Genomic DNA, 22,152 nt, shown 5'->3' with positions numbered 1-22,152 from the left:
ATTACTGCCCGTTTTGTTCATCCAGGACAACCTGGTACAACGCCTCATTGCTGCTGGCGCTGCGCAGTTTGTCGCGTACTTCCTTGCGGTCGAGCATGCTGGCGATCTGCCGAAGCAGTTCCAGGTGCGCATCGGTAGCGGCCTGGGGGACCAGCAATACAAACAGCAGGTCGACCGGGGCGCCGTCGATGGCGTCGAAATCGATAGGTTTTTCCATGTGCAGCAGGGCGCTGACAGGGGACTCGCACCCTTGCAGGCGGCAGTGAGGAATGGCGATGCCGTTACCAAAACCGGTCGAACCCAGTTTTTCACGGGCAATCAGCGACTCATAAACAACTTGCTCATCCAGTTCAGGCACTTCGTGGCTGATCAGCTTGGCAATTTGTTCGAGGGCTTTCTTTTTGCTGCCGCCCGGCACGTTCACAAGTGAACGGCCGGGGGTCAGGATGGTTTCAAGTCGGATCATGGGGGGAGAGTTAACGACCTGTACCTTGCATCAGGTGCAGATTCTTTTCCTTATGCTTTATGAGTTGGCGGTCCAGCTTGTCGTAGAGTGAGTCAATCGCTGCGTACATATCTTCATGCTCCGCATTGGCGACGAGCTTCGCATTCGGTACGTGCAGGGTGGCCTCGATTTTCTGCTTGAGCTTATCGACCTCCATGATGACCTGCACGTTGGTGATCTTGTCAAAATGCCCCGCAAGCTTGTTCAGCTTGCTCTCGGTGTACTCACGCAGGGGTTTGGTGACTTCCAGCTGGTGTCCACTGATGTTGACTTGCATACAGCTTCTCCTTCGTTGCCAGTGCATAAAGCGGCAGGTAGGAATACCTGCCACTGGAACGCTGTGGCCCGCCCGTCACATCAAACGCTTACGCTCGCTGGAAGGCGCGATCCCGAGGGACTCGCGGTACTTGGCGACGGTTCGACGGGCGACCTGAATGCCTTGTGCCTCCAGTAAACCAGCGATCTTGCTGTCACTCAACGGCTTTTTCTGATTTTCCGCGGCAACCAGTTTTTTGATGATCGCGCGGATCGCCGTGGACGAGCATTCACCGCCTTCGGAGGTGCTTACATGGCTGGAGAAAAAGTATTTCAGTTCATATATACCCCGTGGGGTATGCATGAATTTTTGCGTGGTCACCCGGGAAATCGTCGATTCGTGCATGCCCACCGCTTCAGCGATATCGTGCAGAACCAGCGGTTTCATCGCTTCGTCGCCATATTCCAGGAAGCCGCGCTGGTGCTCGACGATCTGGGTGGCCACTTTCATCAGGGTTTCATTACGGCTTTGCAGGCTCTTGATGAACCAGCGCGCTTCCTGCAACTGGTTGCGCATGAAGGTGTTATCGGCGCTGGTGTCGGCGCGGCGTACAAAACCGGCATATTGCGGGTTGACCCGCAGGCGTGGCACCGACTCCTGGTTCAGCTCCACCAGCCAGCGCTCGTTGTCCTTGCGCACGATCACGTCAGGCACCACGTACTCGGCTTCGCTGGACTCGATCTGTGAGCCTGGGCGTGGGTTGAGGCTCTGCACCAGTTCGATGACCTGGCGCAGGTCGTCTTCCTTGAGCTTCATGCGGCGCATCAGCTGGCTGTAGTCGCGGCTGCCCAACAGGTCGATGTAATCGGTGACCAGGCGCTGGGCTTCGGCGAGCCAAGGGGTCTTGGCGGGCAGCTGGCGCAGTTGCAGCAACAGGCATTCGCTGAGGCTGCGCGCGCCGATGCCGGCCGGTTCGAACTGCTGGATGCGGTGCAGGACGGCTTCGATCTCGTCCAGCTCGATGTCCAGCTCCGGGTCGAAGGCTTCCAGAATTTCTTCGAGCGTCTCGTCCAGATAACCCTGGTTATTGATGCAGTCGATCAGGGTCACGGCGATCAGGCGATCGGTGTCCGACATCGGCGCAAGGTTCAGTTGCCACAGCAGATGGCTCTGCAGGCTCTCGCCGGCGGAGGTGCGGGTGGTGAAGTCCCACTCGTCATCATCATTGCTGGGCAGGCTGCTGGCGCTGGTCTGGTAGACGTCTTCCCAGGCGGTGTCGACGGGAAGCTCGTTGGGAATGCGTTCGTTCCAGTCGCCTTCCTCAAGGTTATCCACCGTGGGGGCGGTTTCCTGGTAGGACGGTTCCTGCACGTCGGGGTTGGGTTTTTGCTCTATGTTGTCGGCCAGCGGGTCTGCATTATCGAAGTCGTCGCCTTCTTCCTGGCGTTCGAGCATCGGATTGGACTCCAGGGCCTCCTGGATTTCCTGTTGCAGGTCCAGGGTCGACAATTGGAGCAGGCGGATGGCCTGTTGCAGCTGCGGTGTCATCGTCAGCTGCTGGCCCATTCTCAGGACTAGCGATGGTTTCATAGCAGGGGCTTAACACCTTATTCGCCGGCGCAGTGCGCCATCCACGACAGGGCGCGTGAGCGCCAAACATAAGCAAATTATATGCCTGATATCGGGGGCTTTGCCTAGAGCGCGGTAACAATAAAAATCCGGAGGTTTTTATTGACTCCCGCACTTCGGGCAAACGACCTGCCACCGCCAGTGTTTACAGGCAGATTTACAGGCGGAACTCGTGACCCAGGTACACTTCCTTGACCAGCTCGTTGGCCAGGATGGTGGCGGAGTCGCCTTCGGCGATCAGTTGGCCATCGTTCACGATATAGGCGGTTTCGCAGATATCGAGCGTCTCACGGACGTTGTGGTCGGTGATCAGCACGCCAATGCCCTTGGCCTTGAGGTGGTGGATGATCTGCTTGATGTCGCCGACCGAGATCGGGTCGACGCCGGCAAACGGTTCGTCCAGCAGGATAAACTTGGGTGCGGTAGCCAGGGCCCGGGCGATCTCCACGCGGCGACGCTCACCACCGGACAAGCTCATGCCGAGGTTGTCGCGGATGTGGTTGATGTGGAATTCCTGCAGCAGGCTTTCCAGCTCCTTGCGCCGGCCGTCACGGTCGAGTTCCTTGCGGGTCTCGAGGATTGCCATGATGTTGTCGGCTACCGACAGTTTGCGGAAGATCGACGCTTCTTGCGGAAGATAGCCGATACCGGCACGGGCGCGGCCGTGCATGGGCTGGTGGCTGACGTCCAGGTCGTCGATCAGCACGCGACCCTGGTCCGCCTGGACCAGGCCGACGATCATGTAGAAGCAGGTGGTCTTGCCGGCGCCGTTGGGGCCGAGCAAGCCGACGATCTGGCCGCTGTCGATCGACAGGCTGACGTCGCGCACGACCTGACGGCTTTTATAGGCCTTGGCCAGATGCTGGGCTTTCAGGGTTGCCATTACTCGGCCTTCTTCTTCGGCTGGATAACCATGTCGATGCGTGGGCGCGGTGCGGTGACCTTGCTGCCATTCGCACGACCGGCGTTAGCAATCTGTTTCACGGTGTCATAGGTGATCTTTTCACCTTCCGTGGAGTTGCCGTCGGGGCTGAGGACCTTGGCCTGGTCGATCAGGACGATGCGGTTCTGCTGGGCGTGGTACTGGATGGTCTTGCCGTAGCCCTTCATCGGGCCGGTATCGGCAGCAGACTGCTTCTGTTCGAAGTAAGCCAGGTTGCCGACCGAGGTCACCACGTCAATGTCGCCAGCCGGGGTACGAGTCAGGGTCACGGTATTACCGGTGATCTTCATCGAGCCTTGGGTGATGATCACGCCGCCGGTGTAGGTGGCGACACCTTGTTTGTCATCCAGCTGCGCATCGTCAGCCGAGATGTGGATCGGTTGCTGGCTATCGTTCGGCAGAGCCCAGGCGCTCACGCTTCCCAGTGCTGCGCCCAGACCGAGCAAAATAGGGAGAGTTTTAACGAGCCTCATACTGTCCTCTTACGTTCGATAGCAGGTGTATCCTGCTTTCTTTCAAATACGCTTTCATTCCCTTGCCAGTCGATACACCGCCAGCGCCGTCGATTCTAACGTCTTGCTCGGTCTGCGCATATTGCTTCTGCGGGAATACGGTCATGCGACTGCTGGTAATCACGGTATCGCGGTTTTTTGCGTCGGTGCGCGCAACGCGCACCGAGTCGATCAGTTCCACTTCGGTGCCGTCCGGGTTGACCTCGCCACGCTTGCTGGTGACGTGCCACGGAAACTCGGTGCCACGGTAGATGTTCATGTCCGGGTTGGTCAGCAGGGTGACTTCGGTGGCCTTCAAATGCTCGACCTTGTCCGAGGTCATCTCGTACTGCACCTTGCCATCGGGCAGGAACTGCACGCTTTTGGCATTGATGGCGTAGTAGTCGATAGCGCCCTCGTCAACCTGCGCAGCAGGCTGGTCGAGAAAGCGCTCCGGGCTGATATTCCAGTAGCCCACCGCCAGGAACAGCGCGGCGATGACCCCGAATAGCAGGAAGTTGCGAATCTTTTTACTCAGCATAAAACGCTCTATAAGTAGGCGGCGTGGGCCGCTTCAAGGCTGCCCTGGGCACGCAGGATCAGCTCGCAGAACTCGCGGGCGGCACCTTCGCCACCCCGCGCGGTGGTGATGCCATGGGCATGCTCGCGAACAAACGCCGCCGCATTGGCCACGGCCATCCCCAGGCCGACTCGGCGGATCACCGGCAGGTCGGGCAAGTCATCGCCCAAGTAGGCAACCTGCTCATAGCTTAGGTTGAGTTGGCCAAGAAGCTCGTCCAGAACCACCAGTTTATCCTCACGGCCTTGATACAGGTGAGGAATCCCCAGGTTTTGTGCGCGGCGTTCCACAACAGGGGTTTTTCTGCCGCTGATAATCGCGGTTTGCACGCCCGACGCCATCAGCATCTTGATGCCTTGGCCGTCGAGGGTGTTGAACGTCTTGAACTCGCTGCCATCTTCGAGGAAGTACAGGCGGCCATCGGTCAGCACGCCGTCTACGTCGAAAATCGCCAGTTTGATGTTTTTACCGCGTTGCATCAGGTCGCTGGTCATTTACATCACTCCCGCACGCAGCAAGTCGTGCATATTCAGGGCGCCAATCGGGTGGTCGTCGGTATTGACCACCACCAGCGCGCCGATCTTGTGGTCTTCCATGATCTTCAAGGCTTCGGCCGCGAGCATCTCGGGGCGGGCAGTCTTGCCGTGTGGGGTCATTACCGCATCGATGGTGGCGGTGTGGATGTCGATGGTGCGGTCCAGGGTGCGACGCAAGTCGCCGTCGGTGAAAACCCCGGCCAGGCGCCCGTCGGCTTCCAGGATCACGGTCATGCCCAGGCCCTTGCGGGTCATTTCCATCAGCGCGTCCTTCAGCAATGTGCCGCGCTGTACGTGGGGCAATTCATCGCCCGAATGCATGACATTTTCCACTTTGAGCAGCAAGCGGCGGCCCAGGGCGCCACCCGGGTGGGAGAACGCGAAGTCTTCAGCAGTAAACCCGCGGGCTTCCAGCAACGCCACGGCCAGGGCATCGCCCATGACCAGCGCGGCAGTGGTGGAGGAGGTCGGCGCGAGGTTCAGTGGGCAGGCTTCATGGGCTACGTGAACATTCAGGTTCACTTCGGCGGCCTTGGCCAGCGTCGATTCCGGGTTGCCGGTGACGCTGATCATCTTGATGCCCAGGCGCTTGATCAGCGGCAGCAGGGTCACGATTTCGTTGGTGGTGCCGGAATTGGACAGGGCGAGGATGATGTCATCCTTGGTGATCATGCCCATGTCGCCATGGCTGGCTTCGGCCGGGTGCACGAAAAACGCGGTAGTTCCGGTGCTGGCCAGGGTGGCGGCGATCTTGTTGCCGACGTGGCCCGACTTGCCCATGCCGACGACGACAACGCGGCCCTTGCTGGCCAGAATCATCTCGCAGGCGCGTACGAAATCCGCGTCGATACGGGCCAGCAAGCCTTCTACGGCTTCAAGCTCTAGGCGGATGGTGCGTTGTGCGGATTGAATAAGGTCGCTGGATTGGCTCATGTCTTAAATCGTATAGCCTGACGAAAAGTCGGCGATTATAGCGGTAATGATCAATTCCCTCACGCAAGTTCGTCAGGCTTTATTTACTCGGGATGCGAGATTCCTTCCTTGGTTGTATGCCCGGCAAGGTTTTTTCACTGTCGCCAATCTGAACAAGCACTGTTCCGGCCTTGGGCGCGTTGTACCACCAGTGATATAGTTCGCCGCCAGTTCGGTCCGCCCAGCCCATGTGGCTATCTATTGCGCACTCGTTGCAAACGTTTGTCGCAAACGTGGTGTCTGAGTGAAAGGCTGCATCCCAAGGAGTTTAGATGAGTGCCGATAACGCCTACGCGGTCGAGCTGAAGGGACTGACCTTCAAGCGCGGGACGCGCAGCATCTTCAATAACGTCGATATTCGCATTCCCCGCGGCAAGGTCACGGGCATCATGGGGCCTTCCGGTTGCGGCAAGACCACCCTGTTGCGCCTGATGGGCATGCAATTGCGCCCCAGCGCCGGCGAAGTGTGGGTCAACGGCCAGAACCTGCCGACGCTGTCGCGCAGCGATCTGTTCGATGCACGCAAGCACATGGGTGTGCTGTTCCAGAGCGGTGCGTTGTTCACCGACCTTGATGTTTTCGAGAACGTCGCGTTCCCGCTGCGGGTGCATACCCAGCTGTCCGACGAAATGATTCGTGACATTGTGTTGCTGAAACTGCAGGCCGTAGGCCTTCGCGGCGCCATCGACCTGATGCCTGACGAGTTGTCCGGCGGCATGAAGCGCCGGGTCGCCCTGGCGCGTGCCATCGCCCTCGATCCACAGATCCTCATGTACGACGAGCCCTTCGTCGGCCAGGACCCGATCGCCATGGGCGTGTTGGTGCGCCTGATCCGCCTGCTCAACGATGCGCTGGGGATTACCAGCATCGTGGTCTCTCACGATCTTGCAGAAACCGCGAGCATTGCCGATTACCTCTATGTAGTCGGCGATGGCCAGGTGCTGGGCCAGGGCACGCCTGAAGAACTGATGAACGCAGACAACCCGCGCATTCGCCAATTCATGACCGGCGATCCCGATGGCCCGGTGCCTTTTCATTTTCCGGCAGCGGATTACCGCTCAGATCTTCTGGGGAAGCGCTGATGCGCAAGACATCTCTTATCGAAAAGGTTCGCCTTTTCGGTCGCTCCGGTATCGACATCGTCGAAGTGCTGGGGCGCTCAACGATTTTCCTGTTCCACGCCTTGCTCGGCCGCGGCGGCATCGGTGGTGGCTTTGGCCTGCTGATCAAGCAATTGCACTCGGTGGGTGTGATGTCGCTGGTGATCATCGTGGTCTCCGGCGTGTTCATCGGCATGGTGCTGGCGTTGCAGGGTTTTAATATCCTCTCCAGCTACGGTTCGGAGCAGGCCGTTGGGCAGATGGTCGCCCTGACGCTGTTGCGTGAGCTGGGGCCGGTGGTCACGGCCTTGCTGTTCGCCGGTCGCGCAGGTTCGGCGCTGACTGCCGAGATCGGCAATATGAAGTCCACCGAGCAGTTGTCCAGCCTGGAAATGATCGGCGTGGACCCGCTCAAATACATTGTTGCCCCGCGCCTGTGGGCCGGCTTCATTTCCCTGCCACTGCTGGCGATGATTTTCAGCGTGGTCGGCATCTGGGGCGGTTCGTGGGTGGCGGTGGACTGGCTGGGCGTCTATGACGGGTCCTACTGGGCCAACATGCAAAACAGCGTGACCTTCAGCGGTGACGTGCTCAACGGCATCATAAAGAGCATCGTCTTTGCCTTTGTAGTGACCTGGATCGCCGTATTCCAAGGCTACGACTGTGAGCCCACCTCAGAAGGGATCAGTCGCGCCACCACCAAGACCGTTGTGTACGCCTCGCTGGCGGTACTGGGCCTTGACTTCATTTTGACCGCCTTGATGTTTGGAGATTTCTGATGCAAAACCGCACTGTGGAAATCGGTGTCGGCCTTTTCTTGCTGGCTGGCATCCTGGCTTTACTGTTGCTGGCCCTGCGGGTCAGTGGCCTGTCGGCCAGCCCCACCGCCGATACTTATAAACTTTACGCGTACTTCGACAATATCGCCGGTTTGACTGTCAGAGCTAAAGTGACCATGGCCGGTGTGACGATCGGCAAGGTCACGGCAATCGATCTGGATCGCGACAGCTTCACCGGGCGAGTGACCATGCAACTGGACAAGAAGGTAGATAACCTGCCGACCGACTCCACTGCATCTATCCTCACTGCGGGTCTGCTGGGCGAGAAGTACATCGGTGTCAGCGTGGGTGGGGAAACAGCCCTGCTCAAGGATGGTTCGACAATCCACGACACACAGTCGTCGTTGGTGCTTGAAGACTTGATCGGTAAATTCCTGCTCAATACGGTCAATAAAGACGCCAAATGAGGAATCTGTTCATGATCTCTACCTTGCGACGTGGCCTGCTGGTGCTGCTGGCAGCGCTGCCGCTGATGGCCAACGCGGCGGGTTCTGCCCACGAGCTGGTGCAGGACACGACTAACAAGATGTTGGCTGACCTGTCGGCCAACAAGGAAAAGTACAAGCAAGATCCGAGTCAGTTCTATAACGCGCTCAATACCATTGTCGGCCCGGTGGTCGATGCCGAAGGCATTTCCCGCAGCATCATGACGGTCAAGTATTCGCGCAAGGCTACGCCGGCGCAGATGCAGACCTTCCAGGAAAACTTCAAGAAGGGCCTGTTCCAGTTCTACGGCAACGCTTTGCTGGAATACAACAACCAGGGCATTACCGTGGCTCCAGCCGGCGATGAGTCGGGCGATCGCACCAGCGTCAACATGAGCGTCAAAGGCAACAACGGCGCCGTCTACCCTGTGCAGTACACCCTGGAGAAGGTCAACGGCGAGTGGAAACTGCGTAACGTGATCATCAACGGTATCAACATCGGCAAGCTGTTCCGTGACCAGTTCGCTGACGCGATGCAGCGCAATGGCAACGATCTGGACAAAACCATCAATGGTTGGGCCGGTGAAGTAGCCAAGGCCAAGGAAGAAACTGATAAAGCTTCCGGGAAGCCCGCGCAATGAGCGAGTCGGCTGTTCGTCTTAGCGACGCCGGCGAGTTGTTCATCAGCGGCGTGCTGGATTACCGCACCGGGCCGGACCTGCGCAAGCAGGGCCAGGCACTGATCAAGACCAATACCGCCCCTGAACTGGTGCTGGATTGCTCGGCGGTGACCAAGTCCAGCAGCGTCGGCCTGTCGTTGTTGCTGTGCTTTATGCGTGATGCCCAGACGGCCAGAAAGCCGGTGAGCATTCGTTCATTGCCCGACGACATGCGCGAAATTGCCGAGGTTTCCGGTTTGACCGAGCTGTTGGCACATCCTTAATACACATTATCGCAAAAGCCCCCCGTCAGAGTCCTGCTATGCGGGGTTCGCAGGCGCGGGGCTTTTTTGTATGATGTGCGACCCGTGCGCACTGGGCGCCGATAGAGGTTGAGCATGCAGGCCCTAGAAGTTAAGAGCTTCCTTGAAGGAAAGCTGCCGGATACGAGCGTTGAAGTTGAAGGCGAAGGCTGCAACTTCCAGCTGAACGTGATTAGCGATGAACTGGCGGCATTGAGCCCGGTCAAGCGTCAACAGCAGATCTATGCCCATTTGAACCCGTGGATCACCGATGGCAGCATCCATGCGGTCACTATGAAATTTTTCAGCCGCGCGGCCTGGGCCGAGCGCACCTGAGCCCCCAAGGCGTCGAGATTCTTATGGATAAATTGATTATTACCGGTGGTGGCCGCCTTGATGGCGAGATCCGCATTTCCGGTGCGAAAAACTCCGCCCTGCCGATCCTGGCGGCGACCCTGCTGTGCGATGGCCCGGTAACCGTAGCCAACCTGCCGCACCTGCACGACATCACCACGATGATCGAGCTGTTCGGCCGCATGGGCATTGAGCCGGTGATCGACGAGAAACTGTCCGTCGAAATCGACCCGCGCACCATCAAGACCCTGATCGCCCCGTACGAACTGGTGAAAACCATGCGTGCATCGATCCTGGTGCTCGGCCCGATGGTTGCCCGCTTCGGTGAAGCTGAAGTGGCCCTGCCTGGCGGTTGCGCCATCGGCTCGCGTCCGGTCGACCTGCACATCCGTGGCCTTGAAGCCATGGGCGCGACCATCGACGTCGAAGGCGGCTACATCAAGGCCAAGGCGCCGGAAGGCGGTCTGCGTGGCGCGAACTTCTTCTTTGATACCGTCAGCGTGACCGGTACCGAGAACATCATGATGGCAGCTGCCCTGGCCAACGGCCGCAGCGTGCTGCAAAACGCCGCACGCGAGCCGGAAGTGGTCGACCTGGCCAACTTCCTGATCGCCATGGGTGCCAACATCACCGGCGCCGGCACCGACACCATCACTATCGAAGGTGTGAAGCGCCTGCACTCGGCTACCTATAAAGTGATGCCGGACCGTATCGAGACTGGCACCTACCTGGTGGCTGCTGCCGTTACCGGTGGCCGCGTCAAGGTCAAGGACACCGATCCGACGATCCTTGAAGCAGTGCTGGAAAAGCTCAAGGAAGCCGGTGCTGAAATCACGACCGGTGCCGACTGGATCGAGCTGAACATGCACGGCAAGCGGCCAAAAGCCGTCAACGTGCGGACCGCCCCGTACCCGGCGTTCCCGACCGACATGCAGGCGCAGTTCATTTCCTTGAACGCGATTGCCGAAGGCACCGGTGCCGTGATCGAGACCATCTTCGAAAACCGCTTCATGCACGTGTATGAACTGCACCGCATGGGCGCCAAGATCCAGGTCGAAGGCAACACTGCGATCGTGACCGGTATCGACAAGCTCAAGGGCGCGCCAGTAATGGCTACCGACCTGCGTGCGTCGGCCAGCCTGGTGATTTCTGCGTTGTGCGCAGACGGTGACACCCTGATCGACCGCATCTACCACATCGACCGTGGTTACGAGTGCATCGAAGAAAAACTGCAGATGCTCGGCGCAAAAATCCGCCGCGTGCCGGGCTAACCCCGGGCTGCAAACACTGTCACTGTGGCGAGCGGGCTTGTCTTGCGTAGCAACCCCAAAAATGGGACTGCTACGCAGTCCAACGCGGGCAAGCCCGCTCGCCACGGGGCTGTGTTTGTTGTTACCTGAGCAGTTACTGAATTTGTTTCAAATCGAGGCTGTAATGGCCTCGATCTGTGTCTGGCGCCGTTTGCGACCGGACCGCAATAGCCTGATGAAGGACTGACGTTTCCCATGTTGACCATCGCACTGTCCAAGGGCCGCATCCTTGACGACACTTTGCCGCTTCTGGCTGAAGCGGGCATCGTGCCGACCGAGAATCCGGACAAGAGCCGCAAGCTGATCATCCCCACGACCCAGGACGACGTTCGCCTGCTGATCGTACGGGCTACCGACGTGCCGACCTACGTTGAACATGGCGCGGCCGACCTGGGTGTCGCCGGTAAAGACGTGTTGATGGAATACGGCGGCCAGGGCCTGTACGAGCCGCTGGACCTGCGTATCGCCCTGTGCAAGCTGATGACCGCCGGCCGTGTCGGTGATGTCGAGCCCAAAGGCCGCCTGCGCGTGGCCACCAAGTTCGTCAACGTCGCCAAGCGCTACTACGCCGAGCAAGGCCGCCAGGTCGACATCATCAAGCTGTACGGCTCGATGGAGCTGGCCCCGCTGATCGGCTTGGCCGACAAGATCATCGACGTAGTCGACACCGGCAACACCCTGCGTGCCAACGGTCTCGAGCCTCAGGATTTTATTGCCGACATCAGCTCCCGCTTGATCGTCAACAAAGCTTCGATGAAGATGCAACACGCCCGTATCCAGGCGTTGATCGACACCCTGCGCACCGCAGTGGAGTCTCGACACCGCGGTTGACCTACCTGCGTAGCTGAAAAGCTACGCCCGTCTATCCGCCTCATAGCCAGAATTCTCAGGTGCCCAAGCGGAAACGACTGCTAGTTTAGGGCGCCTGAGTTTTTGCCAATTCTATTGAGGCCCTCGCTATGACCACGTCCACTGCAATTGCCCGACTCAACGCTGCCGACCCGGATTTTGCCCATCATCTGGATCATCTGCTGAGCTGGGAAAGTGTGTCCGACGACTCGGTCAACCAGCGAGTACTCGACATCATCAAAGCCGTGCGCGAGCGCGGTGATGCGGCGCTGGTGGACTTCACCCGCCAGTTCGATGGCCTGGACGTGGCCTCCATGTCCGACCTGATCCTGCCCCGCGAGCGCCTGGAACTGGCGTTGACGCGCATCACCGCACCCCAGCGCGAAGCCCTGGAAGTGGCGGCGGCGCGGGTGCGCAGCTACCACGAAAAGCAGAAACAGGACTCCTGGAGCTACACTGAGGCCGACGGCACCGTGCTGGGCCAGAAGGTCACGCCGCTGGACCGCGCCGGGTTGTACGTGCCGGGCGGTAAAGCCTCTTATCCGTCGTCGGTCTTGATGAACGCGATCCCGGCCAAAGTGGCGGGCGTGACAGAAGTGGTCATGGTGGTGCCGACCCCGCGTGGCGAAATCAATGAGCTGGTGCTGGCCGCCGCCTGTATCGCCGGTGTCGACCGTGTGTTCACCATCGGTGGTGCGCAAGCCGTTGCAGCTCTGGCCTATGGCACCGAAAGCGTACCCAAGGTTGATAAAGTGGTCGGCCCCGGCAACATCTACGTCGCCACTGCCAAGCGCCATGTGTTTGGCCAGGTGGGTATCGACATGATCGCCGGCCCTTCGGAAATCCTGGTGGTGTGCGATGGCCAGACCGACCCGGACTGGATCGCCATGGACCTGTTTTCCCAGGCCGAACACGACGAAGACGCGCAGGCGATCCTGGTCAGCCCGGACGCCGAGTTCCTCGACAAGGTGGCCGCCAGTATCAATAAGCTGCTGCCGACCATGGACCGCGCCGAAATCATCGAGAAGTCGATCAATGGCCGTGGCGCGCTGATCCTGGTGCGTGACATGGAGCAGGCTATCGAAGTGGCCAACCGTATCGCCCCGGAGCACTTGGAGCTGTCCGTCGCAGACCCACAAGCCTGGCTGCCGTCGATTCGCCACGCCGGTGCGATCTTCATGGGCCGCCACACCAGCGAAGCGCTGGGCGACTATTGCGCAGGCCCGAACCACGTACTGCCGACCTCCGGCACTGCGCGTTTCTCGTCGCCGCTGGGGGTGTATGACTTCCAGAAGCGTTCGTCGATCATCTTCTGCTCGCCACAAGGCGCTTCCGAGCTGGGCAAGACCGCCTCGGTGCTGGCCCGTGGTGAATCCCTCAGCGCCCACGCCCGTAGCGCCGAATACCGCATCCTTGAAGAGGGGAAATAAGACATGAGCAAATTCTGGAGCCCTTTCGTCAAGGACCTCGTGCCTTACGTGCCCGGCGAGCAGCCCAAGCTGACCAAACTGGTCAAGCTCAACACCAATGAAAACCCCTACGGCCCGTCGCCTAAAGCGCTGGCCGCGATGCAGGCCGAGTTGAATGACAACCTGCGCCTGTACCCGGACCCCAACAGCGACCTGCTCAAGCAGGCCGTGGCCAAGTATTACGGAATCGACGCCGGCAAGGTTTTCCTCGGCAATGGTTCCGATGAAGTGCTGGCGCACATCTTCCACGGCCTGTTCCAACACGACTTGCCGCTGCTGTTTCCGGATATCAGCTACAGCTTCTATCCGGTTTACTGCGGCCTCTACGGCATCAAGTCCGACCCGGTGCCGCTGGACGAGCAGTTCCAGATCCGCGTGGCGGATTACGCCAGGCCCAACGGCGGGATCATCTTCCCCAACCCGAACGCGCCCACTGGCTGCGTACTGGCGCTGGACGCGGTAGAGCAGATCCTCAAGGCCAGCCCGGATTCGGTGGTGGTGGTCGATGAAGCCTATATCGACTTCGGCGGCGAAACCGCGATCAGCCTGGTGGACCGCTACCCGAACCTGCTGGTGACCCAGACCCTGTCCAAATCGCGCTCACTGGCCGGTTTGCGTGTGGGGCTGGCCGTGGGCCACCCGGACCTGATCGAAGCGCTGGAGCGGGTCAAGAACAGCTTCAACTCCTACCCGCTGGATCGCCTGGCGATTGTCGGCGCCGCGGCGGCATTTGAAGACCGTGAGTACTTCGAAAAAACCTGCCAACAGGTGATCGACAGCCGCAACCAGGTGGTCGCGCAACTGGAAGGTAAGGGCTTTGAGGTGTTGCCGTCAGCGGCCAACTTCATCTTTGCCCGCCACCCCCGGCACGACGCCGCCGGCCTGGCGGCCAAGTTGCGTGAGCAAGGGGTGATCGTGCGGCACTTCAAGCAGGAGCGGATTGCCCAATTCCTGCGGATCAGCATTGGTACGCCGGAGCAGAACCAGGCGCTGATCGATGGGCTTGGCGAGCTTTAACATCCGCTGAAATCAACTGTGGGAGCGGGCTTGCTCGCGAAGGCGGTGTATCAGTCACATAGTTATCGACTGACACTACGCGTTCGCGAGCAAGCCCGCTCCCACATTGGTTTTGCGGCGTTAATTACAGCAACGGCTCATCCGGCTTCTTGTTCTTCCAGCCATCATTGCCCGGCAGCAGCAGGTTCAAACCAATCGCTACCACCGCACACAGGGCGATGCCCTTCAGGCCGAAATCATCCGGGCCGGTGCCGGTACCCACCAGCACGCCGCCAATCCCGAACACCAGGGTCACCGACACAATCACCAGATTGCGCGCCTCACCCAGGTCGATCTTGTGGCGGATCAGCGTGTTCATGCCGACAGCCGCAATCGAGCCGAACAGCAGGCACAGAATCCCGCCCATCACCGGCACCGGGATGCTTTGCAGCAGTGCGCCGAACTTACCGATAAACGCCAGGCTGATGGCAAACACCGCTGCCCAGGTCATGATTTTCGGGTTGTAGTTCTTGGTCAGCATCACCGCGCCAGTCACCTCGGCGTAGGTGGTGTTCGGCGGGCCGCCAAACAGGCCGGCAGCCGTGGTGGCAATCCCGTCACCCAGCAGGGTGCGGTGCAGGCCGGGCTTCTTCAGGTAGTCGCGACCGGTCACGCTGCCCACTGCAATCACACCACCGATATGTTCGATCGCCGGGGCCAGGGCCACCGGGACGATAAACAGGATCGCCTGCCAGTTGAACTCCGGCGCGGTGAAGTGGGGCAGGGCGAACCACGGTGCGGCGGCGATCTTCGCCGTGTCGACCACGCCAAAGTAGAACGACATGGCAAAGCCCACCAGCACGCCGGAGATGATCGGCACCAGGCGGAAGATGCCCTTGCCGAACACCGCCACGATCAGCGTGGTCAGCAGCGCCGGCATCGAGATCAGCATCGCGGTCTGGTAATGGATCAGCTCGGCGCCGTCGCCGGACTTGCCCATCGCCATATTCGCGGCAATCGGCGCCATGGCCAGGCCGATGGAAATGATCACCGGCCCGATCACCACCGGCGGCAGCAGCCGGTCGATAAACCCGGTGCCTTTGATCTTCACTGCAGCGCCGAGGAAGGTGTAAACGAAACCGGCCGCCATCACCCCACCCATGGTCGCCGCCAGGCCGAACTGCTGCTTGGCGAGAATGATCGGGGTGATAAAGGCAAAGCTCGACGCCAGGAACACCGGCACCTGCCGCCCGGTGACCAATTGGAACAGCAACGTGCCCAGCCCCGCGGTAAACAGTGCAACGTTTGGATCAAGACCTGTGATCAGTGGCATCAACACCAGCGCGCCAAATGCTACGAAGAGCATCTGTGCGCCAGACAGGATCTGGCGCCAAAGCGGGTCGTTGAATTCGTCCTGCATGCTCACGCGTCCTTCTGCTTGGTGCCGAAGATCTTGTCACCCGCATCGCCCAGGCCAGGGATGATGTAGCCGTGTTCGTTCAGGCGCTCATCGATGGATGCGGTATAGATCTGCACATCCGGGTGGGCCTTCTCGACGGCGGCGATGCCTTCGGGTGCGGCGACCAGCACCATGGCGCGGATATCCTTGCAACCGGCCTTTTTGAGCAGGTCGATGGTGGCAACCATGGAACTGCCGGTGGCGAGCATCGGGTCGATGATCATGGCCAGGCGTTCGTTGATTTCCGGGACGAGTTTTTCCAGGTAGGTGTGCGCCTGCAACGTTTCTTCATTGCGGGCCACGCCGACGGCGCTGACTTTGGCGCCCGGGATCAGGCTGAGCACGCCTTCGAGCATGCCAATGCCGGCGCGCAGAATTGGCACTACGGTGATTTTCTTACCGGCAATTTTCTCCACCTGCACGGGACCGGCCCAACCGGGGATCTCGTAGTTTTCCAGGGGCAGATCTTTGGTGGCTTCGTAAGTGAGCAGCGCTCCAACTTCCTGAGCAAGCTCACGGAAATTCTTCGTGCTGATGTCGGCACGGCGCATAAGGCCGAGTTTGTGTCGGATCAGCGGGTGGCGGATCTCGCGAGTGGGCATGGGAAAGGCTCCGGCGGCGGGCAAAAAAACCGGCCTAGATTAATCTATCCGAGGGTGTTGTCCTATAGACATCTAGTACGTTAGTCCATTAAGGCTTGATCGTTGCCCCTCACATGCGTACCTTTGCCCGCTTTTCTTGCCACAGCACCCCCTTGGAGAGCGCCATGTCCGCTGATCTCGAGCATATCCGTCAAATCATGCGCGAGGCTGACTGCCTGTACACCGAAGCGCAAGTCGAAGAGGCGATCGCGAAGGTCGGCGCTCACATCACCCGTGAAATGGCCGAGACCAACCCGGTAGTCTTCTGCGTGATGAATGGCGGCCTGATTTTCGCCGGCAAATTGCTGACCCATCTGCAGTTCCCGCTGGAAGCTTCCTACCTGCACGCCACTCGTTATCGTAACGAAACCACTGGCGGCGACCTGTTCTGGAAAGCCAAGCCGGAAGTCTCGTTCATCGACCGCGACGTGCTGATCATCGACGACATCCTCGATGAAGGTCACACCCTGGGTGCGATCATCGACTTCTGCAAACACGCCGGCGCACGCAAAGTGCACACCGCCGTGCTGATCGACAAAGACCACGACCGCAAGGCCCGCCCGGACCTGAAAGCCGATTACGTCGGCCTGCCGTGCATCGACCGCTACATCTTCGGTTACGGCATGGACTACAAAGGCTACTGGCGCAACGCCAATGGGATCTTCGCCGTCAAAGGGATGTAAGCAGGATTCAGGCGCAGGGTTGTCATGCTATCGTGCTTGGCCCCTGCGTCTGGAGCTGTTCATGAGCCTGTTGACTCGCACTTGCGCCGCCCTGGCGTTGATTCTCAGTTTGCCCCTGGCTGCGGCCCCCGCACCGATGCACAGCCAGTTCCTGCCCTCGGACGACCTGACCCTGCGCGCCGAAACCCCGGACCAGCAACAACTGCTGCAAGTCACCGAGTACGCGGTGGTGGTGGGTAACCAGCGCCAGTCCAACCAGCAGCCGATCCCGGTGACCTCGCCGTTGATGATCCGCCTCAAGGGCAAGTCCCTGAACAAAGGCGCGAGCATTGCCCAGGTGGTGCTCAATTTCGATGCCGAAAGCAAAAGCCTGAAAAAGCCAGTATTCGACGACAACAGCAAAACCCTGACCTTGTCCTACCCGATGACGCAGTACCGCGTGATCGTCGACCTGCTGCGCAACGACACGGTGTATGTGCAGTTCCTGAGTTATGCCAACGGGCATATCTGGGCGGACTTGCACACTGGGGCTGTGCGTTCCAAGTAACGAGGTGCGCGGAAGATCAAAAGGTGGGAGCTGGCTTGCCTGCGATGCGGTCAACTCGGTCCATCAGCAATACCAGGGCGATACCATCGCAGGCAAGCCAGCTCCCACATTGAGCTCATGCTGCTTTCGAAGCCGGTACACCGCAGGTAAACTGCGTTTCCCGTGTAAATGTCTGCAGGCTGGAGTCGGTAATGCGTAAAGATAAGAAACAGGTGATTGGTGACGAGATCGGCGACGATCAGATCAAGTTGTTCCTGGACTTCGAGCCGGTTGACGCGACTTCACCCTCCCTGCACAAACTGATCAAAGCCTACCGTGGCCTGCGTATCGACGATTTTGAGCGGTTCCTGGGCTTTTTCAAGGACGCCGGCCTGGACCTGGATGGCAAGGATGAGCACGGCCAGACCTTCGTGGATCTGATCAAGGACCAGCGCAACGCGGACGAGTACATCGAGTTGATCGAAAAAGCTCGCGGCTGATTATCCGAGACAAAAAAACGCCCCGTTCTCATCACGAGAGCGGGGCGTTTTTTATGGCGTCACCGCCTCAAGCGTAGCTCTCGGTCTCGGCGGCAGGTTCAACCAGCTCCAGGCTGATGTTGTTCTGCGCGTTGATCTTGCGATACAGCTCGGCATCGGTCTCCAGGACCTTTTCACGCGCCGGGAAGATCTCGTGCAGCTTGGCTGCCCACTCACCGGCAGCCTTGCCCGGGAAGCAGCGCTCGATCAGTTCCAGCATGATCGACACGGTCACCGAAGCACCCGGGGACGCGCCCAGCAGGGCGGCGAGTGAGCCGTCTTTGGCCGCGACCAGCTCGGTGCCGAATTGCAGCACGCCGCCTTTTTTCGGGTCTTTCTTGATGATCTGCACCCGTTGGCCGGCCACTTCCAGGCGCCAGTCTTCGGCTTTCGCCTCGGGGTAGAAGCGGCGCAGGGATTCCAGGCGCTGCTCCATGGATTGGCGCACTTCGCTGACCAGGTACTTGGTCAGGTCCATGTTGTCGCGGGCTACGGCCAGCATCGGGCCGATGTTGCCGGCGCGAATCGACAGCGGCAAATCGAGGAACGAGCCGTGCTTGAGGAACTTGGTGGTGAATCCGGCGTACGGCCCGAACAGCAGGGACTTCTTGCCATCCACCACGCGGGTGTCCAGGTGCGGCACGGACATCGGTGGCGAACCCACGGCGGCCTGGCTGTAGACCTTGGCCTGGTGGTGCTTGACCACTTCCGGGTTGTCGCAGCGCAGCCATTGGCCACTTACCGGGAAGCCGCCAAAGCCTTTGCTTTCTTCGATGCCCGAGGCTTGCAGCAGCGGCAGGGCCGCGCCACCGGCGCCGAGGAACACGAACTTGGCGTCCACTTCGCGGCTGTTGCCGCTGTTGACGTCCTTGATGCTTACGGTCCAGCCGGCGCCGTTACGCTTGAGGCCGGTGACGCGCTTGCTGTACTTGATCTGGGCGTCCGGCGAGCTGGTCAGGTGCGAGAGCAACTGGTTGGTCAGCGCGCCGAAGTTGACGTCCGTGCCGTTCATCACGCGGGTGGCGGCGATTTTTTCGTCGAGCGGACGGCCCGGCATCATCAGCGGCATCCACTCGGCCATCTCATTGCGGTCTTCGGTGTAGTGCATGTCCGAAAACGCATGGTGCTGGCTAAGGGATTCAAAGCGCTTCTTGAGGAAGTCCACGCCTTTTTCGCCCTGCACGAAGCTCAGGTGCGGCACCGGGCTGATGAAGGATTTGGACGAGCCGAAGGTGCCCTTTTTGGTCAGGTACGCCCAGAACTGCTTCGATACCTCGAACTGGGTGTTGATGTGCACGGCTTTCTTGATGTCGATGGAGCCATCGGCGGCCTGGGGCGTGTAGTTCAGCTCACACAGCCCGGCGTGGCCGGTACCGGCGTTGTTCCACGGGTTGGAACTTTCCGCGGCACCCGAATCCATCAGCTCAACGACTTCCAGCTTGAGGCCGGGGTCGAGCTCTTTGAGCAATACGGCCAGGGTGGCACTCATGATGCCGGCCCCTACCAGTACTACGTCGACTGCTTCGTTATGCGCCATTTAACGCGTCTCCAAAATCTGCAGCACCAAATTGACGGCATGGCTGCCAGGAGTGACGGGGCGGTTCACGTGTTGCCCCAGATTACCCATGGCCAGGATCGCCATGTCCGTTTCGCAATTCTTTGCAACTTCAGCACACGCTTCCTGCCGGGCTAATCTGCCTATGAACGCATTCATGGGCGCCTGTGGCAATTCGACTTATGGTCAAAGCGTGCGATTCGTGCAACCAATCCGTAGCGGACAGGCTCAAGCTCCGGTTTTTGAGGCGTGCTCGGTCCTGTGTGGTTGGGCTGTTCCAGACGCTGATGGTGCTTGTACAAACGCCAAACTATTCATTTGCTCGCCACACTCTTGTGAAGTTGTGAAAACCCGTTTTTTCACGCTCTTTTGAAGACGTGAACCTCAAAAAAGGGCTGCCTCAGCCTGGCACCTGGCCCACAAACCTTTACCGACACGCGGCAAAACGGGCAAACAACTCAAGTGGCCGAGCGCAATGGCAGCTCTGGCAGATTCGGTAAAGAGGGGTGGTTTGCAAAGAAAACAGCAAGCGCGCCAGCTTCACTCGATCTGTGTGGGCGGCTCTCTGTGGGCGATTCTTGGGGGTTAATACCGAGGCATTAACGATGCTGCGAGGCCCGATCAGGAGACGTCCTTATAATCGGGGGGAGATTGTAGCGAAGAACGCCAAGGAAATGGGCGTGTTTTATGACTTTTATTAGGTGTTCGGTCAGGCGGCCAACGGCTGGTGACGCGGCGACCGCACCGGGCGTGGGCTTACCCGCGCACTGGCCGGCAGCGGGCGGTGCATCCAGCTCAGGCGAATTTCTTCGATTTCCACCCAGCCCTCGCCCACGGGAGGCTGGCAGCACTCTTTGAATGCCTGGCAGCGACCTTGCGCATCCAGCAGGGCGAACTGGCGAAGGGCGGGCTTGCGCGTAAACAGCGACCAGAGAAAATGCATGGCGATCAACCTCCTGAGATTGGAGCCAAGCATGCCTGCCCGGGATGACGAGCCCATGTAACGGCTGTGACATCTGGGTTACATCGAACCGCTGTCCGGGCAACAGGTCACAGGTTGTAACTGCCGCTAGTTCCCTGCAGTGGCGCCCCGCTATACTGCCGGCCTGTCGGTACCTGATTTCTGGAGAGAAGAGCATGTTGCAACGCCTGTTGTTCGGTTTGATCACTGTGACCAGCTTGACCCTGGTTGGCTGCGCCAACAGCCCGCAACAACTGAGCCCTGAACCGAAGATCACCACGCAGTTGGCCCCGGTGGGGCATGGCCAGCCGGTGTCGGTGCGTGTGGTGGATGGTCGTCCGTCGCCAACATTGGGTTCCCGTGGCGGTCTTTACCCTGAAACCGCGCTGGTCTCGGTAAATGCTCAGGACGTGCTGCCCAAGCTGCAGGCCCAGGCCGAAGCTGCCGTACGCCTGTTGGGCTTCACCCCGGCCAACTCGCCGGGCGCGCCGCAGTTGACCATCACCCTGGCCGAGCTGAAATACCAGTCGCCCAAAGAAGGTTTGTATGTGACTGAAGCGTCCATCGGCGCGACGTTCAAGTCCGACGTCACCGCCGGTACCCGTCGCTACAGCGGCCGCTATGGTGCTTCGCTCAACCAGCGCTTCGGCATGTCGCCGAACCAGGAAACCAACACCAAGCTGGTCAGCGACGTGCTGAGTGACGCCTTGACCCGCCTGTTCAAAGACCCAAGCATCGGTTCATTGCTCAGCTCGCAATAACCGCTTAAAGCGCTTTACAAGAAAAGCCGGGCTCAGTGATGAGCCCGGCTTTTTTTCGTCTTCAGTTTCACGCCGCCGTGTCGATACAGAAATCCAGCAGGCTGACCCCCGTCAACAGATCGGCCTCCGGCAGGTCCGCGTGCTGGTGCCCGCCAAGGGCGCAATACACCAGCCAGTGGCGGTCCTGAACGTTAAACGCCAGGCCGCCGATCAGCGCCTCTTGCTCATCGCTTGGGGCTATCAGATACAGCCGATCCTGGTTGTGCGCGTGCAGCATGACAAGCTCCCGAACGATCGAAGGGCAACAGAGTGGCTTGTTAAGGTGACGTTCAGGTGACGGCGTAAATTACTGGATACATTAACCGTCATTGGGGGAGGGAGCGTTTGCGGCGCCGGAGGCCACTATCGTTCAGGTTTGTATCTGAATCGATACCAAAACACTGTTTTACCGAGGTTTGCGATGGCGCTGCCCGCACTATTGATCAATGTTGTGGCTTTATCAGTGGCCTGCCCGGGTGCGGCCCTGTTGTTTATTACCCGTCTGCGCGAACAGCGCGCCATGGCCGAACTGGCCGCACAAAGCGAAAGCCGCGCGATCGACCAGCCGATGTTGTTTCTGGATGTGCGCACCGAACGGGCGCATCGTCTGGCTTACCGCATCGGGTTCGCCTGCCTGGGGCTAGCGCTGGCCATTTCCTGGCTCAGCACCCACCTCTAAAAATACCGCTGAATAACTGTGGAAGCAGGCTGGTGTGGGAGCAGGCTTGCCTGCGATAGCATCACCTCGGTGTGACTGATACACCGAGGTGTCT

General features: G+C 59.6%; 28 protein-coding genes. 15 read left to right on the top strand and 13 right to left on the bottom strand.

Annotated elements, in window-relative coordinates:
* Position 1 precedes the first annotated feature (1 nt).
* From ptsN to LRS56_21860, 8 genes are all read right to left on the bottom strand, one after another.
* Entirely contained in the window at positions 2-466 is a 465-nt protein-coding gene (ptsN, locus tag LRS56_21895; protein WDU61454.1) for a PTS IIA-like nitrogen regulatory protein PtsN, read from the bottom strand.
* A gap of 10 nt (positions 467-476) precedes the next feature.
* Positions 477-782: a ribosome-associated translation inhibitor RaiA gene (gene raiA / locus LRS56_21890; protein ID WDU61453.1), complete on the bottom strand. Its 306-nt coding sequence runs from the start codon at positions 780-782 to the stop codon at positions 477-479.
* A 75-nt stretch (positions 783-857) separates the two neighbouring features.
* The gene (locus LRS56_21885; GenBank protein WDU61452.1) at positions 858-2,351 is read right to left on the bottom strand and encodes an RNA polymerase factor sigma-54; all 1,494 of its coding nucleotides are present in this window, start codon (positions 2,349-2,351) and stop codon (positions 858-860) included.
* A 196-nt stretch (positions 2,352-2,547) separates the two neighbouring features.
* Complete coding sequence (gene lptB / locus LRS56_21880) at positions 2,548-3,273, bottom strand: LPS export ABC transporter ATP-binding protein (GenBank protein WDU61451.1); 726 nt, start codon at positions 3,271-3,273, stop codon at positions 2,548-2,550.
* On the bottom strand, positions 3,273-3,806 hold the full coding sequence (gene lptA, locus LRS56_21875) for a lipopolysaccharide transport periplasmic protein LptA (protein ID WDU61450.1): 534 nt from the start codon (positions 3,804-3,806) through the stop codon (positions 3,273-3,275). Before lptA ends, lptB begins: the two co-directional genes overlap by 1 nt.
* Positions 3,793-4,365 carry an LPS export ABC transporter periplasmic protein LptC gene (lptC, locus tag LRS56_21870; GenBank protein ID WDU61449.1) on the bottom strand — a complete coding sequence of 191 codons (573 nt, stop codon included), beginning with the start codon at positions 4,363-4,365 and terminating at the stop codon, positions 3,793-3,795. The genes lptA and lptC overlap by 14 nt, the downstream gene beginning before the upstream one ends.
* Before the next feature lie 8 nt (positions 4,366-4,373).
* On the bottom strand, positions 4,374-4,898 hold the full coding sequence (locus LRS56_21865) for an HAD family hydrolase (GenBank protein ID WDU61448.1): 525 nt from the start codon (positions 4,896-4,898) through the stop codon (positions 4,374-4,376).
* Positions 4,899-5,873, bottom strand: coding sequence for a KpsF/GutQ family sugar-phosphate isomerase (locus LRS56_21860; protein WDU61447.1), 975 nt, complete (start codon positions 5,871-5,873; stop codon positions 4,899-4,901). It lies immediately after the preceding gene.
* A gap of 311 nt (positions 5,874-6,184) precedes the next feature.
* Here LRS56_21860 and LRS56_21855 point away from each other — a divergent pair, with 311 nt between their 5' ends.
* From LRS56_21855 to hisC, 10 genes are all read left to right on the top strand, one after another.
* Positions 6,185-6,994: an ATP-binding cassette domain-containing protein gene (locus LRS56_21855; protein WDU61446.1), complete on the top strand. Its 810-nt coding sequence runs from the start codon at positions 6,185-6,187 to the stop codon at positions 6,992-6,994.
* A complete protein-coding gene (mlaE, locus tag LRS56_21850; GenBank protein ID WDU61445.1) occupies positions 6,994-7,791 on the top strand; it encodes a lipid asymmetry maintenance ABC transporter permease subunit MlaE in 798 nt (265 codons plus the stop codon). Before LRS56_21855 ends, mlaE begins: the two co-directional genes overlap by 1 nt.
* Positions 7,791-8,258, top strand: a complete 468-nt coding sequence (gene mlaD / locus LRS56_21845) for an outer membrane lipid asymmetry maintenance protein MlaD (protein ID WDU61444.1) — start codon at positions 7,791-7,793, stop codon at positions 8,256-8,258. Before mlaE ends, mlaD begins: the two co-directional genes overlap by 1 nt.
* A gap of 11 nt (positions 8,259-8,269) precedes the next feature.
* On the top strand, positions 8,270-8,917 hold the full coding sequence (locus LRS56_21840) for an ABC transporter substrate-binding protein (protein WDU61443.1): 648 nt from the start codon (positions 8,270-8,272) through the stop codon (positions 8,915-8,917).
* The gene (locus LRS56_21835; protein WDU61442.1) at positions 8,914-9,219 is read left to right on the top strand and encodes an STAS domain-containing protein; all 306 of its coding nucleotides are present in this window, start codon (positions 8,914-8,916) and stop codon (positions 9,217-9,219) included. The genes LRS56_21840 and LRS56_21835 overlap by 4 nt, the downstream gene beginning before the upstream one ends.
* Positions 9,220-9,333: 114 nt before the next feature.
* Positions 9,334-9,573 (top strand): BolA family transcriptional regulator, encoded by a 240-nt coding sequence (locus LRS56_21830; protein ID WDU61441.1) that lies wholly within the window; start codon positions 9,334-9,336, stop codon positions 9,571-9,573.
* 23 nt (positions 9,574-9,596) lie between these two features.
* Positions 9,597-10,862 carry a UDP-N-acetylglucosamine 1-carboxyvinyltransferase gene (gene murA / locus LRS56_21825; GenBank protein ID WDU61440.1) on the top strand — a complete coding sequence of 422 codons (1,266 nt, stop codon included), beginning with the start codon at positions 9,597-9,599 and terminating at the stop codon, positions 10,860-10,862.
* A 234-nt stretch (positions 10,863-11,096) separates the two neighbouring features.
* Complete coding sequence (gene hisG, locus LRS56_21820; protein ID WDU61439.1) at positions 11,097-11,732, top strand: ATP phosphoribosyltransferase; 636 nt, start codon at positions 11,097-11,099, stop codon at positions 11,730-11,732.
* 128 nt (positions 11,733-11,860) lie between these two features.
* On the top strand, positions 11,861-13,180 hold the full coding sequence (gene hisD / locus LRS56_21815; GenBank protein ID WDU61438.1) for a histidinol dehydrogenase: 1,320 nt from the start codon (positions 11,861-11,863) through the stop codon (positions 13,178-13,180).
* A gap of 3 nt (positions 13,181-13,183) precedes the next feature.
* Positions 13,184-14,236 carry a histidinol-phosphate transaminase gene (gene hisC / locus LRS56_21810; protein WDU61437.1) on the top strand — a complete coding sequence of 351 codons (1,053 nt, stop codon included), beginning with the start codon at positions 13,184-13,186 and terminating at the stop codon, positions 14,234-14,236.
* 124 nt (positions 14,237-14,360) lie between these two features.
* Here hisC and LRS56_21805 read toward each other — a convergent pair whose 3' ends face one another.
* Positions 14,361-15,635, bottom strand: a complete 1,275-nt coding sequence (locus LRS56_21805; GenBank protein WDU61436.1) for a uracil-xanthine permease family protein — start codon at positions 15,633-15,635, stop codon at positions 14,361-14,363.
* 2 nt (positions 15,636-15,637) lie between these two features.
* Positions 15,638-16,276 carry a uracil phosphoribosyltransferase gene (gene upp / locus LRS56_21800; GenBank protein WDU61435.1) on the bottom strand — a complete coding sequence of 213 codons (639 nt, stop codon included), beginning with the start codon at positions 16,274-16,276 and terminating at the stop codon, positions 15,638-15,640.
* 164 nt (positions 16,277-16,440) lie between these two features.
* On the opposite strand from upp, the gene LRS56_21795 reads away from it, so the two are divergent.
* The 3 genes from LRS56_21795 (at position 16,441) to LRS56_21785 (ending at position 18,024) form a co-directional block, all read left to right on the top strand.
* Entirely contained in the window at positions 16,441-16,998 is a 558-nt protein-coding gene (locus LRS56_21795) for a hypoxanthine-guanine phosphoribosyltransferase (protein ID WDU61434.1), read from the top strand.
* 61 nt (positions 16,999-17,059) lie between these two features.
* Positions 17,060-17,545, top strand: coding sequence for a hypothetical protein (locus LRS56_21790; GenBank protein WDU61433.1), 486 nt, complete (start codon positions 17,060-17,062; stop codon positions 17,543-17,545).
* A 191-nt stretch (positions 17,546-17,736) separates the two neighbouring features.
* Positions 17,737-18,024 carry a PA4642 family protein gene (locus tag LRS56_21785; GenBank protein ID WDU61432.1) on the top strand — a complete coding sequence of 96 codons (288 nt, stop codon included), beginning with the start codon at positions 17,737-17,739 and terminating at the stop codon, positions 18,022-18,024.
* A 67-nt stretch (positions 18,025-18,091) separates the two neighbouring features.
* Here the strand turns inward: LRS56_21785 and mqo are convergent, their stop codons facing one another.
* Together mqo and LRS56_21775 are read right to left on the bottom strand one after the other, a co-directional pair.
* Positions 18,092-19,600: a malate dehydrogenase (quinone) gene (gene mqo, locus LRS56_21780; protein WDU61431.1), complete on the bottom strand. Its 1,509-nt coding sequence runs from the start codon at positions 19,598-19,600 to the stop codon at positions 18,092-18,094.
* A 727-nt stretch (positions 19,601-20,327) separates the two neighbouring features.
* Entirely contained in the window at positions 20,328-20,561 is a 234-nt protein-coding gene (locus tag LRS56_21775; GenBank protein WDU61430.1) for a hypothetical protein, read from the bottom strand.
* Positions 20,562-20,755: 194 nt separating this feature from the next.
* Here LRS56_21775 and LRS56_21770 point away from each other — a divergent pair, with 194 nt between their 5' ends.
* Positions 20,756-21,340: a YajG family lipoprotein gene (locus LRS56_21770; GenBank protein WDU61429.1), complete on the top strand. Its 585-nt coding sequence runs from the start codon at positions 20,756-20,758 to the stop codon at positions 21,338-21,340.
* 67 nt (positions 21,341-21,407) lie between these two features.
* Here LRS56_21770 and LRS56_21765 read toward each other — a convergent pair whose 3' ends face one another.
* Complete coding sequence (locus tag LRS56_21765; GenBank protein ID WDU61428.1) at positions 21,408-21,617, bottom strand: hypothetical protein; 210 nt, start codon at positions 21,615-21,617, stop codon at positions 21,408-21,410.
* Positions 21,618-21,800: 183 nt separating this feature from the next.
* Between LRS56_21765 and LRS56_21760 the strand changes: the two genes are divergently transcribed.
* Positions 21,801-22,058, top strand: a complete 258-nt coding sequence (locus tag LRS56_21760) for a hypothetical protein (GenBank protein WDU61427.1) — start codon at positions 21,801-21,803, stop codon at positions 22,056-22,058.
* Positions 22,059-22,152: the final 94 nt, after the last annotated feature.

The sequence above is a fragment of the Pseudomonas poae genome, from assembly GCA_028869255.1.
GTDB lineage: Bacteria > Pseudomonadota > Gammaproteobacteria > Pseudomonadales > Pseudomonadaceae > Aquipseudomonas > Aquipseudomonas poae_C.
The sequence above is the reverse complement of the archived record's forward strand: the minus strand, read 5'-3'. Positions and strand labels throughout refer to the sequence as shown.

Coding starts and splice junctions, on each gene's coding strand:
- upp (WDU61435.1), bottom strand. CDS start 16,276: ATGCCCACTCGCGAGATCCGCCACCCGCTGATCCGACACAAACTCGGC.
- LRS56_21760 (WDU61427.1), top strand. CDS start 21,801: ATGGCGCTGCCCGCACTATTGATCAATGTTGTGGCTTTATCAGTGGCC.
- LRS56_21775 (WDU61430.1), bottom strand. CDS start 20,561: ATGCATTTTCTCTGGTCGCTGTTTACGCGCAAGCCCGCCCTTCGCCAG.
- raiA (WDU61453.1), bottom strand. CDS start 782: ATGCAAGTCAACATCAGTGGACACCAGCTGGAAGTCACCAAACCCCTG.
- LRS56_21770 (WDU61429.1), top strand. CDS start 20,756: ATGTTGCAACGCCTGTTGTTCGGTTTGATCACTGTGACCAGCTTGACC.
- LRS56_21805 (WDU61436.1), bottom strand. CDS start 15,635: ATGCAGGACGAATTCAACGACCCGCTTTGGCGCCAGATCCTGTCTGGC.
- LRS56_21835 (WDU61442.1), top strand. CDS start 8,914: ATGAGCGAGTCGGCTGTTCGTCTTAGCGACGCCGGCGAGTTGTTCATC.
- LRS56_21885 (WDU61452.1), bottom strand. CDS start 2,351: ATGAAACCATCGCTAGTCCTGAGAATGGGCCAGCAGCTGACGATGACA.
- LRS56_21785 (WDU61432.1), top strand. CDS start 17,737: ATGCGTAAAGATAAGAAACAGGTGATTGGTGACGAGATCGGCGACGAT.
- lptA (WDU61450.1), bottom strand. CDS start 3,806: ATGAGGCTCGTTAAAACTCTCCCTATTTTGCTCGGTCTGGGCGCAGCA.
- lptC (WDU61449.1), bottom strand. CDS start 4,365: ATGCTGAGTAAAAAGATTCGCAACTTCCTGCTATTCGGGGTCATCGCC.
- mlaE (WDU61445.1), top strand. CDS start 6,994: ATGCGCAAGACATCTCTTATCGAAAAGGTTCGCCTTTTCGGTCGCTCC.
- hisD (WDU61438.1), top strand. CDS start 11,861: ATGACCACGTCCACTGCAATTGCCCGACTCAACGCTGCCGACCCGGAT.
- LRS56_21865 (WDU61448.1), bottom strand. CDS start 4,898: ATGACCAGCGACCTGATGCAACGCGGTAAAAACATCAAACTGGCGATT.
- LRS56_21830 (WDU61441.1), top strand. CDS start 9,334: ATGCAGGCCCTAGAAGTTAAGAGCTTCCTTGAAGGAAAGCTGCCGGAT.
- LRS56_21860 (WDU61447.1), bottom strand. CDS start 5,873: ATGAGCCAATCCAGCGACCTTATTCAATCCGCACAACGCACCATCCGC.
- ptsN (WDU61454.1), bottom strand. CDS start 466: ATGATCCGACTTGAAACCATCCTGACCCCCGGCCGTTCACTTGTGAAC.
- LRS56_21855 (WDU61446.1), top strand. CDS start 6,185: ATGAGTGCCGATAACGCCTACGCGGTCGAGCTGAAGGGACTGACCTTC.
- hisG (WDU61439.1), top strand. CDS start 11,097: ATGTTGACCATCGCACTGTCCAAGGGCCGCATCCTTGACGACACTTTG.
- LRS56_21840 (WDU61443.1), top strand. CDS start 8,270: ATGATCTCTACCTTGCGACGTGGCCTGCTGGTGCTGCTGGCAGCGCTG.
- hisC (WDU61437.1), top strand. CDS start 13,184: ATGAGCAAATTCTGGAGCCCTTTCGTCAAGGACCTCGTGCCTTACGTG.
- LRS56_21765 (WDU61428.1), bottom strand. CDS start 21,617: ATGCTGCACGCGCACAACCAGGATCGGCTGTATCTGATAGCCCCAAGC.
- murA (WDU61440.1), top strand. CDS start 9,597: ATGGATAAATTGATTATTACCGGTGGTGGCCGCCTTGATGGCGAGATC.
- LRS56_21790 (WDU61433.1), top strand. CDS start 17,060: ATGAGCCTGTTGACTCGCACTTGCGCCGCCCTGGCGTTGATTCTCAGT.
- LRS56_21795 (WDU61434.1), top strand. CDS start 16,441: ATGTCCGCTGATCTCGAGCATATCCGTCAAATCATGCGCGAGGCTGAC.
- mqo (WDU61431.1), bottom strand. CDS start 19,600: ATGGCGCATAACGAAGCAGTCGACGTAGTACTGGTAGGGGCCGGCATC.
- lptB (WDU61451.1), bottom strand. CDS start 3,273: ATGGCAACCCTGAAAGCCCAGCATCTGGCCAAGGCCTATAAAAGCCGT.
- mlaD (WDU61444.1), top strand. CDS start 7,791: ATGCAAAACCGCACTGTGGAAATCGGTGTCGGCCTTTTCTTGCTGGCT.